The following is a 14738-nucleotide window of genomic DNA, read 5'->3' as shown; positions in this document are numbered from 1 at the left end:
TTATGTCTCGAGCAGAGACCGCACCGCCAAAACATGAACTGAAACAACCGGGTTCCAATCTCTGGCTTGTGATTGCGGCAATGGCCGGTTGTGCTTTGCTGCTGACAATCCTGTTCGGTGGGCACGGTTTGATGCGCTGGCTGCAGTACGATCAGGATAAAAGGAACCTCAGCGCCGAACTGGAAAAGATCGAAGAACAAAACGCCCGGATCCGGCGGGAGATAGATTCATTAATGCATAATGGGAAATATATTGAAATGGTGGCCCGCCGTGATCTCGGTATGGTCAAAGCCGATGAAATCATCTATCAGTTTCCAAACAGCGAAAAGCAATCTGGTGCCACTCAAGCCCGGCCGGGGGGACAATAGAGGCCTTCACTGTCCCGATTACACTGAAGACATGCAACTGCGCCGCCAACTCAATGAGACGCCGCCGCGGTGACGACTGAGAAAGACAACGTTTAACATGAGAGAAACCCTGCACCGCCTCATCCAGCAAACTCTGGTCAGCTGCTATGAAAATGGCTCCCTGCACTCTGGAACCACCCCCCCCTTTGTCGTCGAAGTTCCCGGGAATCCCGAGCATGGTGACTTTGCCACCAACGTCGCCATGCTTCTGGCTCGCGACGAAAAAAAGTCGCCCCGCAAAATTGCGGAGATTATCATCGCCGCCCTGGGCGACGGGGCGGGCCTGATTCAACAAATTGAAATCGCCGGCCCCGGCTTTATCAATTTCTTTCTGGAACCGTCCTGCTGGTACCAGGTCCTTGATGCCATTCATCGCGGCGGCAGCCAGTGGGGACAAAGCAACAGCGGCGCCGGGCGCAAGGTGCAGGTCGAATTCGTCAGTGCTAATCCCACCGGCCCTCTGCACATCGGTCATGGCCGCGGCGCCGCCATCGGCGATGTCCTTTGCCGCCTGATGGCCGCCACCGGATGGGATGTCTGCAGGGAATTCTACTACAACGATGCCGGAGTCCAGATCGACAAACTCTCCCTCTCGGTGCAAGCCCGCTGCCTTGGCATCGAACCAGGTGATCCGGGGTGGCCGCAGGACGGCTATCAAGGGGAGTACATCAAAGACGTTGCCGCCGCCTATTTAAACAGAGAGAGCGTCAGCGCCGGCGACCAGGCGGTGACCGCGACCGGTAATCCCCGGGACCTTGAAGCCATTCGTCATTTTGCGGTCGCATTTTTACGTCGGGAACAGGATCAGGACCTACGCGCTTTCGACGTGCATTTTGACAACTACTTTCTCGAATCGAGCCTGTACAGCGATGGACTGGTGGAAGCGACGGTGCAGTCTCTCATCGCGAATGGCCACACCTATGAGCAGGACGGTGCTCTCTGGCTGCGCACCACCGCTTACGGCGACGATAAAGACCGGGTCATGCGCAAGTCGGATGGCAGCTACACCTATTTTGTCCCTGATGTCGCTTACCATCTGAATAAATGGCAGCGCGGCTTTGTCCGGGTCGTCAACGAACAGGGTGCGGATCACCACAGCACCGTCACCCGGGTGCGCGCCGGCTTACAGGCCCTCGATGTCGGCATCCCCGCGGGGTGGCCCGAATACGTGTTACATCAGATGGTGACGGTCCTGCGCGGCGGTGAAGAAGTCAAAATTTCCAAACGTGCCGGCAGCTATGTCACCCTGCGTGACTTGATCGATGAAGTCGGCCGGGACGCGGTCCGCTACTTTTTCGTCATGCGCAAATCCGATTCGCAGCTGGTCTTCGACATTGATCTCGCCAAGCAGCAATCGGTCGATAATCCGGTCTTTTACGTCCAGTATGCCCATGCGCGTATTTGCAGCATCAATCGTAACGCCACAGAAGCGGGGATGATCTGTCCGACAGTGGGGACGGCCCCCCTCGCTAAACTACAACTGACCGAAGAACTCGCCCTGATCAAGCTCCTCCTCCATTATCCGGAGGTCGTCTATACCGCCGCGTCTGTGTGTGAACCCCATCGTTTGACGATCTACCTGCAGGAGGTTTCCGCTCTTTTCCACAACTACTACAACTCGCATCGGGTGCTGGTTGACGATGTCGAGACAAGTGCTGCCCGCCTTTATCTGGTCAACGCTGTCCGGCACGTTCTCGCCAACGCCTTATCCCTGCTTGGAATCAACGCACCGGAACGCATGTAGAGCGCAGTCATGACCCATCCATATCCACATAATTCCGGGGAATCCCGACCGCTGCGGCAAATTGTTCTCCTCCTTTTTACCGCAGCCGTAAGCTTTGTCCTCGGCATGATCATCGGTCGCAGCAGCGCTCCGGTGCAGCCGATCATTAAAGTAAGCATGCCGACAGAAAGTCAAGCCGCTGCAGCGCAAAATTTCAATTTCTACAAAGCGCTGCCCAAGGGAGAAACCACAGCTCTGGGGAGCGGTATCAACCACAGAAGCACCCTCCCGGCACCAGAAACACCACCACCGTCGGCCACGATGAGTCAGACAGAAACAGCCAGGCCGGCGGTAGCTCCCGTCGAAAGGACAAGTGAACCGTCGACCCCGATACAAAAATCCGGCAAAGAAGAACGCCAGACTTCCTGGATTCTCCAGGCTTCTGCAAGCTCGCGCGAAGAGGATGCACAAAGTCTCGGTAAACGACTGCGCAGCAAGGGTTATAAAGCTGAAGTCAAACCCGTCCAGGTCAAAGGAAAAACCTGGTTTCGCGTCTATGTCGGCCCCTACACGACCGCTGGCGCGGCAAAAGAAGCAGCAGCCAAGCTCTCCCGCCAGGAGGGCCTGGCTCCGATTGCCAGAAAAATATAGCTTTCCCCTGCCCCACCAGCCCACTCCTTCTTTTTTTGGAAATCCATGGAATTTGTCAGATATTTATAAGAAACGGGGACTAGAATCCTTCAGTGTCAACTCTTACTGGAGGACTTCATGCAAAAAGACCCCTGTCAATTTGACGGCGTTTGTGAATTTCGGCCCAAATGTGCATGCAGCGGCAACGACCATCTCCTCTGCAAGATCACCTACCAGATTGGCGGCATTTACTTTGTCGAAAAAGAAACACATCCAGTCTGCAACGCCAAGACCTTCTTTGGCAATGCCCATATCTGTCTCTGCCCTGCAAAAACCAGCGCCGCCCCTTAGCCTCCCCACTGCCCGGCGAACGCTCAACTCATGTCGATATGGCGAACTCCCTCGGGACGCCAGGCCGGTGAGATGACCTGTGAGCCCTTGTCGAGTTTGTCAAGCAACGTCGCAAAAGTCACCGTAAAATCTCCCAACTTGTTGTTAACACTGTCCATCGCCGCTGTCAGCCGCAGCTCTCGATCATTTCCCTCAAAAAGGGAGAGCTGCTGCACCGCTTCGTCCCAGCCGGACAGGGAAATGCCGAGGAGCCGTACCGGTTGCTCAAGGACAATAGCATCAAGGATTTTGAGCGCAGCGAGATAAATATCCGCACTGAGTGTCAGGGGCCGCGGCTGTTTCTGTTGTCTGGTGAAGGTGGTGAAGTCGGCATAACGAACCGTCAGGGTGAGAGTGCGGCCGGCCAAAGCATAGCGCCGCGAGCGCCGTCCGACCATCTCGGCGAGTTGCAACAGGATCACCGCGATGGCGGAACGATCGCTCAGATCCTGCGCCAGAGTAGTGCTGTGACCGATCGACTTGACCTGCTCTTCGTCCGCGGCAGAAATCACCGGAGAATCATCTATCCCCTGCGCCATGCGCAACAGCTGATCACCGACGATGCCAAACTTGCACCGCAGGATCTCCGGCGGGAAGGAGGCCAACTGCCCGCAGGTGGTGATGCCGAGAAGCGCCAGCTGCCGACTGGTCTGGCGGCCGATGCCGCACAGTTCGCCGACAGGAAGATTCTGCAGAGTCGCCGGCACCTCTTCGGGGCGGATGATCGTCAGACCATCCGGTTTTTCCATCTCCGAGGCGAGCTTGGCGAGCAACTTGTTCGGGGCAATCCCGACCGAGCAGGTCAAACCGAAACGGGTCTTGATGCGGGATTTGATCAGGTAGGCGATACGTTGCGGGGTGCCGAAGAGGCCGAGAGAACCGCTGATGTCCAGGAAGGCTTCATCGATAGAAAAAACCTGAACCAGGGGGGTATAATCCGCCAAGACCTTCATGATCTCTGCCGACACATGGGCATAAAGACGGTTACTTACCGGCACCGAAATCAGTTCCGGGCAGCAGCGACGCGCTTCGAAAACCCGCATGCCGGTCTTTACACCATAGGCGCGAGCTTCGTAGGAAGCGGTGAGAATAACAGTGCGCGCCGCACTGCCGACGACCACGATCGGCTTGCCGCGTAGGGCGGGATTTGACTGTTGTTCAACCGCAGCGAAAAAAGCATTCATATCGACGTGAAGAATGATGCGATCCATCACAGGGCCTCAATGCGCAGCAACTGCCAGGTAGCGGCGCCCGGGTTAAAAATCAGCTCAAAGAGAGCGCCGTCATCGGTGACGTGAAAATGCCACTGCATCACTGCACCCCGCCGCTCCCGCCAGCGGTTGGTGATCGTCCGCACGTCATGCCGGCGACTCTTCAACTCAAACCAGACCGGCCGGATGCGTCCCTCCGGACCAAAGATCACGGCGACGCGGATATCGGAACAAAGCTCTTGCATTCGAACTAAAATTCCCGCATCAGGCCGGTGACCTTGCCGACGATCACCACCTCACCCCCGGTGCTGTCAATAAAGATCGGTGCCATATAACGGTTCTCCGGTTGTAATCGAATTCGTCCTTGCTCCCGGTAAAAACGCTTCAGCGTTGCGTCACCCGCGATCAAGACCACAACAATTTCGCCGTTTTCCGCCGAGGGCTGCGGCCGCACCACCACCAGATCGCCGCTGCAGATCTGGGCCTCGATCATCGAGTCCCCCCGCACCCGCAAAACAAATGAATCCGGAGAACGGACCAGAGCAGGATCGACGACTACCTCCCCGGCCCGCTCCTGCTGCGCCAGGTGCGGCACCCCGGCACGAATGACGCCGAGCAGCGGCAGTGATTGACCACCATGTGACGACTCGGTAAGAACGATCGCCCGGGAATTGCGGGGGGTACGACGCAGTAGCCCCTGACGTTCCAGGACATCGAGATGACGCAGTACCCCGACGTTACCGGTAATCCCGAGCGCAGCAGCAATCTCCTGCAAAGTCGGCGAGAATCCGTACTTGCCGATAAAGTTCCGGATAAAATCGTAAGCCTGCTGCTGCCGGGCTGTGAGCATCAATAAATCTCCTTATAGTTACTATAAAGTAACTATCACGACATAAAAAAAGAGTCAACGCCTATGCTATTGACTCCGACTCCCCATGCACTCCCCCGCCATTCCTTTTTTTTTGAGATCGAACAGAAAACGGCCTCCCGTCTCCGGAAGGCCGTTTGTTCTTCGGAAAATGTCGAGGCTTTAAATACCGAGATAAGCCTTTTTCACCTCTTCGTTACTGAGCAGATTCGCCGCCTGATCTTCAAGAGTAATGGCCCCGTTCTCCATGACGTAACCGCGATGCGCAATCTTCAATGCCTGGTTGGCATTCTGCTCAACGAGAAAGACGGTGGTGTTGTGTTCAACGTTGATCTTCTTGATGATTTCAAAGATCTGCTTGATAATCAGTGGGGCCAATCCCAGGGACGGTTCATCAAGAAGGAGGAGGGAGGGCCGGGCCAAAAGGGCGCGGGAGATGGCGAGCATCTGCTGTTCGCCGCCGGACAGGGTGCCGCCCGCCTGATGGCGCCGTCTCTCCAGAATCGGAAAGAGCGCATAGACCATCTCGGTATCGGCCTTGATCCCATCCTTGTCACGGCGCAAAAAAGCGCCCATCTCCAGATTCTCGGCCACACTCATCTGCGGAAAGATATGCCGCCCTTCCGGTACCTGACAAAGGCCGAGACTGACGATCTTTTCCGCCGACAGATTCTGGATCGGCTCGCCGCGAAAAAGGATCTCGCCGCGGCGCGGCGGATTAACGCCGCTGATCGACATCAAGGTCGTACTCTTGCCGGCACCGTTGGCGCCGATGAGGGTGACAATCTCCCCTTCGTTAATGGTCAGCGACACATCCTTCAGCGCCTGGATATTGCCGTAGTAAGTGGAAATGTTACGGAGTTCAAGCATGAGCTTCCTCGCCGAGATAGGCTTCGATCACCTGCGGGTTCTCCTTGATCTCCTGCGGAGTTCCCGTGGCAATCTCCTTGCCGTACTCCATGACGTAAATGCGGTCGGAGATATTCATGACCAGCTTCATATCGTGCTCAATCAACAGGATTGACACCTTCCCTTCACTGCGAATCAGAGATATCAGCGCCTCCAGTTCGTGCGTCTCCTGCGGATTCATCCCCGCCGCCGGTTCATCGAGGAGGAGGAGGAAGGGATCTGTCGCCAGCGCCCGGGCGATTTCGAGGCGGCGTTGCGCCCCGTAGGACAGGTTGCGGGAGAATTCGTTGGCGAGGCCATCGAGCCCGACCTTTTCCAGGAGACGATAACTCTGCTCCACGGTACTACGCTCTTCACGCCTTGCCGCCTCGCCCCGCCAGATCGCTCCGAAAATATTTGTCGAAGTCCGGCAATGACGGCCGATCATGACATTTTCGAGGACCGTCATCGCCGGAAAGAGCCGGATATTCTGAAAGGTACGGGCCATGCCGAGGGTGGTGATGCGGTTCGGCTTCATACCGTTGATGCGCTGACTCTTACCAGCAGGCGGGTGAATGAGGACATCGCCGCTGCTCGGTGTATAAATCCCGGTGACGCAGTTAAAAAAAGTCGTCTTGCCGGCGCCGTTCGGCCCGATCAGGGCAACGATCTCGCCGGCATGGATATCAAGATTGACCTGATCGACAGCCCGCAGTCCGCCGAAATCCATGGTCAAGCCCCGGACTTCAAGGAGCTTTTCTCTGCTACCTGACGTCATTATTCTTCTCCTCGGCAAGAGCGGCATTTTCATATTTCCGGCGCATGTTGCTGATCAATCCTTGCGGCCGGAAGATCATCATCAGCACCATGACTCCGCCGAAGACCAGCATCCGGTATTCGGCAAAGGCACGGAGGTATTCCGGCAGAAGTTTGAGCGCCAGAGCGGCGATTATCACGCCGAGGATCGAACCCATACCGCCCAAAACGACCATGGCCAGGATCATTGCCGAATCCATAAAGGTAAAGCTGTCGGGATTGATAAAACTGTTATGAGCAGCAAAGATCACCCCGACCAGCCCGGCCCAGAAAGCGCCGAGAGCATAAGCCGAAAGCTTGGTCCGGGCCATATCGACCCCCATCGCCACACAGGCGATTTCATCTTCACGCAGCGCCATCCACGCCCGACCGATCCGTGAATTTTTCAGGCGATTGGTGACAAAGATGGTCAAAACGACGAGAGTGAGGATGAGGTAGTAGCTGTAGACCGACTTTTCGCGACCGTCGAGAATCAGACTAAAGAGTTCGGGACGGGGGATGTTGGCGATGCCGGCGGCGCCGCCTGTGACCGTATCCCAGTTTTCCAGAACGATCTTGGTAATCGAACCGAAACCGAGGGTGACAATGGCGAGATAATCACCACGCAGACGCAGAATCGGAAAGCCGAGGACGATGCCAAAGAGCATCCCGACCAAACCACCGAGGGGAAGACAGAGCCAGAAGCCGAAACCGAAATGGCTGTTGAGGAGAGCATAGGTGTAAGCGCCGACGGCAAAGAAGGCGATGTAGCCGAGATCGAGGAGACCGGCAAGGCCGACGGTAATATTCAGGCCGAGACCGAGAACAACGAAGATCAGAGCGCTGACCATGATGTTGACATGATAAAAATTTTGCCCGGTCGAGACCAGCCAGGGGAAGGCGACCGCAAGGACAGCAGCGCCCGCCAGCAAACGGCGACTGAGGACAGGATCGTCAAAGAGGCGCTGCGCCAGAGAAGGTTTGATCGTCACCTTGCGCCCGGATGCCGCGAACCTGCTCCGTCGTAATTCCTGCTGTTTAACCGCCAGCTGCCACAGTCCGGAGATAACAAAAGCGGCAAGACCGACCCAGACGAGATTGGCCCAGCGCCACTCGACGGTATTGTTCAAGGTGTTAACCTTGACCACGACCAGCGGCAGGGTCAGAAACATGAACCAAAGGCTGATTCCCAGTGATTTTTTCAATTGTCCTGTCATGTCAAACCTTCTGCTTCACCGCTTTGCCAAGGAGACCGGCTGGGCGCAGGATCAGGATCAGCACCAGGAGGCCAAAGGCAAAGACGTCTTCGTAGGCACTCGAAATATAACCGGCCCCCATCGTCTCGGCGATGCCGAGAACCAGGCCGCCAAGGACGGCGCCGGGGATATTGCCGATACCGCCGAGAACGGCGGCCGTAAAGGCCTTGATCCCGGCCATGAAGCCGATGGCACTGTTGATCTGGCCGGTGCGGGACGCGATCAGCACCCCGGCGATCGCTGCCAGGATCGAGCCGATGATAAATGTCATAGAAATAACCCGGTCAATATTGATACCGACCAGGCGGGCCATGACCATATCCTGCTGCGTGGCGCGCATTGCCTTGCCGATCCTGGTGTATTTGATCAGCAGGGTCAGACCGACCATGGACAGGGTAGTCACGATCAGAATTAACAAATCGGCAGAAGAAAGGAAATGTGCAACCGGTTCGAGAAATTCGAACTCCGGAACAAGCTCGGGAAAGGGGAGGAAGTCGGAGGTCTGGGCCAACTGGACATAGTTCATCAGAAAGATCGAAGCACCGATGGCACTGATCAGCGGAGACAGGCGCGGGGCGTTTCGCAACGGCCGGTAAGCGATCTTTTCCAGGGTATAACCGTAGGCGGCCGCATAGATGATAGCAATAACCGCGGCAATCAAGAGGACCGCCAGACCGGAAAAGCCACTCATGGTCATCACCCCGGCGACGATCAAGGCGACAAAAGCGCCGATCATGTAGACCTCGCCATGAGCAAAGTTGATCAGCTGAATAATGCCGTAGACCATCGTATAGCCGAGAGCAATCAGCGCGTAGATGCTCCCTTTGACGAATCCGCTGCAGAGAAGTTCTAAAAAATAATCCATCGATTGACCGTTACTCGAAAGAAAAAGGGTTATTTTGCGCTCCGGGACAGGGGGGGCAAATCATAACCGTATCTGTAGGGACGAAGCAAGTTTCATCTACTGCGCCCGCCTTTGCTTTCCGCGATAGCAACAAACGCACAAAAGCCGGGGAACAGGAATTATCCTGTTCCCCGGCTCAGATCTACTCATGTCGTCAGCTTACTTCACCTCGACGAATTCGCCTTTTTTCACCTGGTAGACCGAAAATCCGACCCCTTCGGCATCACCTTTATTGTCGAACTTGATCTTGCCGACCGTGGTATCGACATAGCTCGATTTAAGCGCTTTGGTCAACGCCGCATAATCGGTGCCGCCCGCGACCTTGACGGCGTTGAGCGCTGCCAGAGTGGCAGCATAGCCCTGGTCAAAGAAGGTGCCCGGCTCCTTGCCGTATTTGGCTTTATAATCGTCATGCGCTTTGACATTGAGAGGAAGCTTGGAAACATCCTTCGGGCCGGTGGCATAAACCCCTTCAGCATCCTTGCCGGCAATCTTCAGGAAGCCATCCCCTTTAATGCCGTCAGGACCGACAAAAGGAATCTTGATCTTCTTCTTGTTCATCTGCGACAGGAGCTTGGAGGCTTCCGGATGGTAGCCGCCGAAGATGATGGCATCGGCGCCGTCTTTACGCAGCAGTTGAATGACCGCCGAATAATCCATGGCGGCCGGAGTGATCCCTTCATAGGTCACGACCTTTGCCTTGCCATCCGCCTCAATGGCGGCTTTAGCAAAATCGGCAAAGCCTTTGCCGTAATCCCCTTTGTCATGCAGGATAGCAATCTTCTTGGCGCCGAGTTTACCGACAACAAAATCGGCTGCCATTTTGCCCTGATCATCATCCGCAGCAATGGTGCGATAGAAGTTCGGGTACTCGCCGCTCTTGGTCAAGGGCGGGTTGGTGGCCGACGGGCTGATGGTGATAACCTTGGCTTCGTTATAGATCCCCAGGGCTGCTTTGGTAGCGCCTGAGCAGACATGACCGATGACGATATTGACCCCTTCCGAGACCAATTTACTGGCAACGTTGGTCGCGACTTCCGGCTTGCACTGATCGTCGATAACCATCAACTGAATCTGTTTACCGTTGACCCCGCCTTTGGCATTCACTTCGGCAACGATCATCTCAGCGGCATCTTTGGTCGGCAGACCATAAGGCGCCAGATCGCCGGTATGAGGACCGGCGAGACCGATCTTGATGGTGTCGGAGGCAAGAGCCGGGGCGGCGCAAAGCGAAACGGCGAGCAAAGCAACAGTCCAGCCAGGCAAAGAACTTCTCTTCATGAGCATGATCTCCTTCTTGATGTGGAAGTAAAAATCTGCAAAGTACAAAAACTTAGATCGAAACCCCTTTTTAAGTCAAGCCGAAACCTGTATGGTTTAACTAAAATTATTCTTGCATTCATAAAACAAAAGGCTGATAATTCCGCGCCAAAAGAGTGATTATTTATCTTTCATGTACTTTATGAGTTTTCTGCAGACTTCCCTTGGCGATCGAATGCGGCAATGGGGCCCTTCGACGCAATATTCCATCTAAGGAGACAAAGATGAGTATGAAAAAGAGCATGAAATTTCTGATTGCAGCGTTGGCCCTGGCCGCCCTCACCACCCCCGCTTTCGCTTTGGAACATGAAGTTTCCGGTCGATTCGCATCGTTTTATGAAGTCAGTAACTACACTGACGCCAACAGCTTAGAGGGAAATCTGCAAAAATCGGCACCGACCTCCAACTGGTTCGACCAGCGTCTTCGCTTGGGCTATAACGTCAAAGCCGACGCCAACGTCAAGCTTGTGACAAAATTTGAGCTCGACTACACTTTCTGGGGTAACAGCTCCTACGCCACCGGTCGCAACCAAGGCGGCGCTATCGGCGCTGACTCTGTCAATCTCGAGACCAAAAATATCTACCTCGACTGGACCGTCCCTTCCCATAATTTGAATGCCAAAGTCGGTATGCAGGGTTATGGCGACGCCTTCAGCGGCATTATCTTCAGCTCGGACATGGCCGGCATCCTCCTCTCCCACGGTTGCACCAACGCCACCACCTCAGTCGGCTTCTTCCGCTGGAATGACTCTTTGAATAGTGGCAGCTTTCCAGGAAAAGATACTCAGGATCTTTTCGTTGTTGATGCTACATACAACATCAACAAAGACCTGAAGGTCGGGGCTGCTTACTACTACATTCAAGATGATACCACCGCAGGAGTTGATGCGAAGGTTCACACTCTCGGAGTCAATGCCAATGCGGGTTTAGGGAAAGTGAATGTTAACGCTTTCCTCCTTGGGCAGACCGGTGACTACGATGCCACTACCTATGCCAAGGGCTATGCCGCCAAACTCGCCGCCAACACCGCCGTAGGTACTGGCACCCTGCGCGCCGACGTCCTTTATGTTGCAGGTGGTGATAACCAGCTTTACGTGACTGGTGATCTCGTCGGTTATTACGACAACGAGATGATGATTCTGTCCCGCGACAAGAACCAAACCACCATCGACAACGCTTTGGTCTATGACCTCAACAACCGTGGTGAAGGGGTCATGATGGCCTCCCTCGGCTTCGACCAGCCCTTCTCTTCGACCCTCACCGGCAGCGCCAATGTTGGCTTTGCCTCAGTTGCTGACAATGTCAACAAAAAGGGCCGCGACACCATCGGCACTGAATTCAATGTCGAAGTCGTGAAAAAGGCGACCGACAACATTAATCTCAGCGCCCGCGCTGCCTACGTCGTTCTTGGTGACCGCGATTCCGCCTTGGATGCAGACAACCCTTATGCCGTGATGACCATGATCGATTACAAGTTCTAATCTCCTTTTTTGAGGTAATCACAAAAAAAGGAATCGTACCAATACCTACATAAAAAAGAGCCCGCCGCCCTCGCGGCGGGCTCTTTTTTATGTTACAAGGGTGCCAGATACCCCACCATCCGCCAGGAGACCACCGATGCGCCTCACTTTGTTTACCGTGCTCCTCCTTCTCGCCACCATCTGCCATGCTGCGCTCCCCGTCGAACTCAACAAAACCTTTCAGCCGGTCGACGGCGTCGTGATCAAAGGGGTTGACGGTGAATATCTCCTTGATCTCGGCAGCGATAACGGCGTGCGCAACGGTGACCTGATCGCAGTCATGGCGCCGGGAGAAACGGTCAAACATCCGGTCAGCGGTGCAGTCATCGGCCAGCTCGATCACGCCAAAGCCTTCCTGCGCATTGTCCGGATCAAACCCGACTTTGCATGGGCCCGGCTCCTGAGCCCGACAGCCGCTATCCACCCCGCTGATCCAGTGCGTCGTTTCGGAGAGGTTCCGGCGCTCCTGATCGACCAAAGCAGCGACAACCAACTCCTTCTCAACGAACTGCAACTCGCCCTCCCCCACCTTGCCTGGCAGCCTCAGAATGAAACCACCCTCGTCGGGCCGGGACTCATCTTCACCCGCGACCAACAGACCCTGACCGTGCGCGATGATGCCGGTTCTCTCCTCGGCTCCTGGCCGCTGACCCCCAAAGTTCAAACAATCAGCACAGCAGCACTTCTCCCGATCGGGAAGATGACGATGATCGGACCGCAGTTCAAGGGGAAAGCCATCGGTGTCGCCATCGCCGACTTTGACGGCAACGGGGAACGCGAAGTGGCGGTGGCCCTGGACGACCGCATCGAGATCGGCCGCTATGACGGCAAGGTCTGGACCTCGCTCTCCCGTTTCACTCTCCCCGATGCGGTCAAACCCCTCACCCTCGACAGCGCTGACATCGACGGCAACGGCCGCTTTGACCTGCTGGTCACCGCCGTGCGCGGCGCGCAGCTCACCTCGCAAATCTGGAGCTACGACGGCACAGCCTTTCGTCTTTTGGCCAAAGATCTCCCCTGGTTTTGGCGCGTTATCGATCTTTCCGGCGAACCCGGAGTGATCCTCGGGCAGGCGACAGATCCTTTCGACATCACCCGCTACGCCGACAAACCGTTTCGGGTTCTCTGGCAGAATGATATGCCACAAAAGGGCGACAGCATCACCACCTTTAGCGCACCGACCCTGCACGGCAGCCAACCCTTGACCGCCGAAGGGAAAATGCTGTGGGCCTGGCTCGACAGTAGCGACAAGCTGACGATTCTTGGCGATGATGGACAGCAACTCTGGCAGGGGAAAGAAAGCTACGGCGGCGGGGAGGCTTACATCGAGAAGAAGGAACGGAAAAGCCGGGACGGGATGCAACGACTCTTCATCCGCTCACGGCTGAGCTTGCAGGGTGAGACCCTGATTCTGCCACAAAACGATGGGCCCCGCAGTATCAGCAACTGGCGCAAAGCCGACAAGAGCCGCCTGACGGCCCTGCGCTGGAACGGTTATGAGATGGAAAAGGTTTGGGAAAGCCCGGACCGCGATGGCTATCTTGCCGACTTTGCTTATGGGGACATGAACAACGACGGCGAGTCGGAATACTTGCTGATTGGCACCCTGGCGACCGGACTCTTCAATAAAAGCACGTCTGCGTTGTTCCTGTGGGATGGGCCGAAGAACCCTTAAGGCAGGGCAGTCCGTAGACTATTTCTACGTTTCTAATCGCCCTTAAAAGAACTTTCAACCAAAGCGTCGCCGGGGATCACGGCCCGCGGCGTCGGCCAGAGTTCTGCCACCAGCATACCGGCGACGATGAACCCGCCACCAATCCACGCCAGAGTGGTGAGGCGATCGCCCGCCAGCCAGACCGAAAAGATGGCGGCAAAGACCGGCTCCAGGGTGTAGATCAGGGCAGCGCGGGTCGGGGTGGTGAGGCGCTGAAAGGTCGTCATCACCCAGAAAGCATAGACCGTGGCAAAAACCGCGGTAATGATGAGTGCGGTCAGTAAACTTCCGCTCCACTGCCGGGGCCAGGTGACCGGTTCCCAGATCAGGCTGCCGAAAAACCCGAGAATTGCCATGGTGGCAATCTGCACAAAGGCGAGGGCGCGCCCGTCATAACCGGCCGTCCATTTATCAAGACCAAGAATATGCAGGGCAACAAAAAGGGAACAGATCACCACCAGCAGATCGCCGAAATTAAGGGTCCAGGGAGTATGCCAGGTCAAGAGGAGGAGCCCGAACAAGGCAATAAAGACACCTGCCTTTGCACCGACAGCGGGGTGCTTACCAAGCAGAGGACCAGCCAGAAGAGGGACCCAGACGACGTTAAGTCCGGTCAAAAATCCGGCATTCGCCGAAGAAGTGATCTCCAGGCCGAAGGTCTGAAAAGCATAAGAGGCAAAGAGGAGCCCACCAAGAAAGACGCCGCGGAGGATGCCGCGACGGTCAAGGGTAAGCAGGCGCGGCCCGGCAAATGCTGCCAAAAGCAGGGCGGCGAGGGCAAAGCGGACCCAAAGGAAACAAAGGACCGGCACCTCGGAAACCGCCTCTTTGACGATCGGAAAGGTCGCCCCCCAGAAGAGGGTCACGGTAACCAGCAGAAATTCTGCCAGAGGACGCGAGGTGGACGAAGATTTCATTGCAACCCTTTCTTGCGATGGAAAAATTTTTTTTCGTCGTGAAACTCTGATAACGCTTGTTTGACACTTTACGGCTGTGTTATAAAATTTCGTCTTGGCATTAATAATAATGAAATAGTTATAAATATCAGATAAATAGAATCAACCCATTCACTCTGACGGCCGAGGTTTTAACATGAAAGCAGGAAAAAGGGA

The 14738-nt window shown here is 55.6% G+C and carries 15 protein-coding genes; 6 read left to right on the top strand and 9 right to left on the bottom strand.

The features are described 5' to 3' along the window. Positions 1 to 2: 2 nt before the first annotated feature. From CVU69_01610 to CVU69_01595, 4 genes are all read left to right on the top strand, one after another. Positions 3 to 368: a hypothetical protein gene (locus CVU69_01610; GenBank protein ID PKN13397.1), complete on the top strand. Its 366-nt coding sequence runs from the start codon at positions 3 to 5 to the stop codon at positions 366 to 368. A gap of 97 nt (positions 369 to 465) precedes the next feature. Continuing rightward, positions 466 to 2151 (top strand): arginine--tRNA ligase, encoded by a 1686-nt coding sequence (locus tag CVU69_01605; protein ID PKN13396.1) that lies wholly within the window; start codon positions 466 to 468, stop codon positions 2149 to 2151. Between the two features lie 9 nt (positions 2152 to 2160). Then, entirely contained in the window at positions 2161 to 2781 is a 621-nt protein-coding gene (locus CVU69_01600; protein ID PKN13395.1) for a hypothetical protein, read from the top strand. A 117-nt stretch (positions 2782 to 2898) separates the two neighbouring features. Next, positions 2899 to 3111, top strand: a complete 213-nt coding sequence (locus CVU69_01595) for a hypothetical protein (GenBank protein ID PKN13394.1) — start codon at positions 2899 to 2901, stop codon at positions 3109 to 3111. Between the two features lie 23 nt (positions 3112 to 3134). Here the strand turns inward: CVU69_01595 and CVU69_01590 are convergent, their stop codons facing one another. From CVU69_01590 to CVU69_01555, 8 genes are all read right to left on the bottom strand, one after another. After that, the gene (locus CVU69_01590; GenBank protein PKN13393.1) at positions 3135 to 4361 is read right to left on the bottom strand and encodes a DNA polymerase IV; all 1227 of its coding nucleotides are present in this window, start codon (positions 4359 to 4361) and stop codon (positions 3135 to 3137) included. Beyond that, positions 4361 to 4606 carry a hypothetical protein gene (locus CVU69_01585; GenBank protein ID PKN13392.1) on the bottom strand — a complete coding sequence of 82 codons (246 nt, stop codon included), beginning with the start codon at positions 4604 to 4606 and terminating at the stop codon, positions 4361 to 4363. The genes CVU69_01590 and CVU69_01585 overlap by 1 nt, the downstream gene beginning before the upstream one ends. A 5-nt stretch (positions 4607 to 4611) precedes the next feature. Beyond that, positions 4612 to 5211, bottom strand: a complete 600-nt coding sequence (locus CVU69_01580) for a LexA family transcriptional regulator (protein PKN13391.1) — start codon at positions 5209 to 5211, stop codon at positions 4612 to 4614. Between the two features lie 180 nt (positions 5212 to 5391). Continuing rightward, positions 5392 to 6099 (bottom strand): branched-chain amino acid ABC transporter ATP-binding protein, encoded by a 708-nt coding sequence (gene livF / locus CVU69_01575; GenBank protein ID PKN13390.1) that lies wholly within the window; start codon positions 6097 to 6099, stop codon positions 5392 to 5394. Continuing rightward, complete coding sequence (locus CVU69_01570; protein PKN13389.1) at positions 6092 to 6895, bottom strand: ABC transporter ATP-binding protein; 804 nt, start codon at positions 6893 to 6895, stop codon at positions 6092 to 6094. Before CVU69_01570 ends, livF begins: the two co-directional genes overlap by 8 nt. Further along, the gene (locus CVU69_01565) at positions 6882 to 8129 is read right to left on the bottom strand and encodes a branched-chain amino acid ABC transporter permease (GenBank protein ID PKN13388.1); all 1248 of its coding nucleotides are present in this window, start codon (positions 8127 to 8129) and stop codon (positions 6882 to 6884) included. The genes CVU69_01570 and CVU69_01565 overlap by 14 nt, the downstream gene beginning before the upstream one ends. A gap of 1 nt (position 8130) precedes the next feature. After that, positions 8131 to 9033, bottom strand: a complete 903-nt coding sequence (locus CVU69_01560; protein PKN13387.1) for a branched-chain amino acid ABC transporter permease LivH — start codon at positions 9031 to 9033, stop codon at positions 8131 to 8133. Positions 9034 to 9231: 198 nt separating this feature from the next. Beyond that, positions 9232 to 10353 carry a branched chain amino acid ABC transporter substrate-binding protein gene (locus tag CVU69_01555; GenBank protein PKN13585.1) on the bottom strand — a complete coding sequence of 374 codons (1122 nt, stop codon included), beginning with the start codon at positions 10351 to 10353 and terminating at the stop codon, positions 9232 to 9234. 269 nt (positions 10354 to 10622) lie between these two features. Here CVU69_01555 and CVU69_01550 point away from each other — a divergent pair, with 269 nt between their 5' ends. Both CVU69_01550 and CVU69_01545 read left to right on the top strand, forming a co-directional pair. After that, complete coding sequence (locus CVU69_01550; GenBank protein ID PKN13584.1) at positions 10623 to 11873, top strand: porin; 1251 nt, start codon at positions 10623 to 10625, stop codon at positions 11871 to 11873. A gap of 136 nt (positions 11874 to 12009) precedes the next feature. Further along, positions 12010 to 13587: a hypothetical protein gene (locus CVU69_01545; GenBank protein ID PKN13386.1), complete on the top strand. Its 1578-nt coding sequence runs from the start codon at positions 12010 to 12012 to the stop codon at positions 13585 to 13587. Between the two features lie 32 nt (positions 13588 to 13619). Here CVU69_01545 and CVU69_01540 read toward each other — a convergent pair whose 3' ends face one another. After that, positions 13620 to 14543: an EamA/RhaT family transporter gene (locus CVU69_01540; protein PKN13385.1), complete on the bottom strand. Its 924-nt coding sequence runs from the start codon at positions 14541 to 14543 to the stop codon at positions 13620 to 13622. Between the last annotated feature and the right edge of the window lie 195 nt (positions 14544 to 14738).

It is taken from the genome of Deltaproteobacteria bacterium HGW-Deltaproteobacteria-4 (assembly GCA_002841765.1).
In the GTDB taxonomy this organism is placed as follows: Bacteria; Desulfobacterota; Desulfuromonadia; order Desulfuromonadales; family UBA2197; genus UBA2197.
This window is presented reverse-complemented; position numbering and strand designations above follow the sequence as displayed.

Excerpts from the sequence above, each read along its gene's own strand:
- CVU69_01610 (PKN13397.1), top strand. The coding sequence starts at position 3 with ATGTCTCGAGCAGAGACCGCACCGCCAAAACATGAACTGAAACAACCG.
- CVU69_01605 (PKN13396.1), top strand. The coding sequence starts at position 466 with ATGAGAGAAACCCTGCACCGCCTCATCCAGCAAACTCTGGTCAGCTGC.
- CVU69_01600 (PKN13395.1), top strand. The coding sequence starts at position 2,161 with ATGACCCATCCATATCCACATAATTCCGGGGAATCCCGACCGCTGCGG.
- CVU69_01595 (PKN13394.1), top strand. The coding sequence starts at position 2,899 with ATGCAAAAAGACCCCTGTCAATTTGACGGCGTTTGTGAATTTCGGCCC.
- CVU69_01590 (PKN13393.1), bottom strand. The coding sequence starts at position 4,361 with ATGGATCGCATCATTCTTCACGTCGATATGAATGCTTTTTTCGCTGCG.
- CVU69_01585 (PKN13392.1), bottom strand. The coding sequence starts at position 4,606 with ATGCAAGAGCTTTGTTCCGATATCCGCGTCGCCGTGATCTTTGGTCCG.
- CVU69_01580 (PKN13391.1), bottom strand. The coding sequence starts at position 5,211 with ATGCTCACAGCCCGGCAGCAGCAGGCTTACGATTTTATCCGGAACTTT.
- livF (PKN13390.1), bottom strand. The coding sequence starts at position 6,099 with ATGCTTGAACTCCGTAACATTTCCACTTACTACGGCAATATCCAGGCG.
- CVU69_01570 (PKN13389.1), bottom strand. The coding sequence starts at position 6,895 with ATGACGTCAGGTAGCAGAGAAAAGCTCCTTGAAGTCCGGGGCTTGACC.
- CVU69_01565 (PKN13388.1), bottom strand. The coding sequence starts at position 8,129 with ATGACAGGACAATTGAAAAAATCACTGGGAATCAGCCTTTGGTTCATG.
- CVU69_01560 (PKN13387.1), bottom strand. The coding sequence starts at position 9,033 with ATGGATTATTTTTTAGAACTTCTCTGCAGCGGATTCGTCAAAGGGAGC.
- CVU69_01555 (PKN13585.1), bottom strand. The coding sequence starts at position 10,353 with ATGAAGAGAAGTTCTTTGCCTGGCTGGACTGTTGCTTTGCTCGCCGTT.
- CVU69_01550 (PKN13584.1), top strand. The coding sequence starts at position 10,623 with ATGAAAAAGAGCATGAAATTTCTGATTGCAGCGTTGGCCCTGGCCGCC.
- CVU69_01545 (PKN13386.1), top strand. The coding sequence starts at position 12,010 with ATGCGCCTCACTTTGTTTACCGTGCTCCTCCTTCTCGCCACCATCTGC.
- CVU69_01540 (PKN13385.1), bottom strand. The coding sequence starts at position 14,543 with ATGAAATCTTCGTCCACCTCGCGTCCTCTGGCAGAATTTCTGCTGGTT.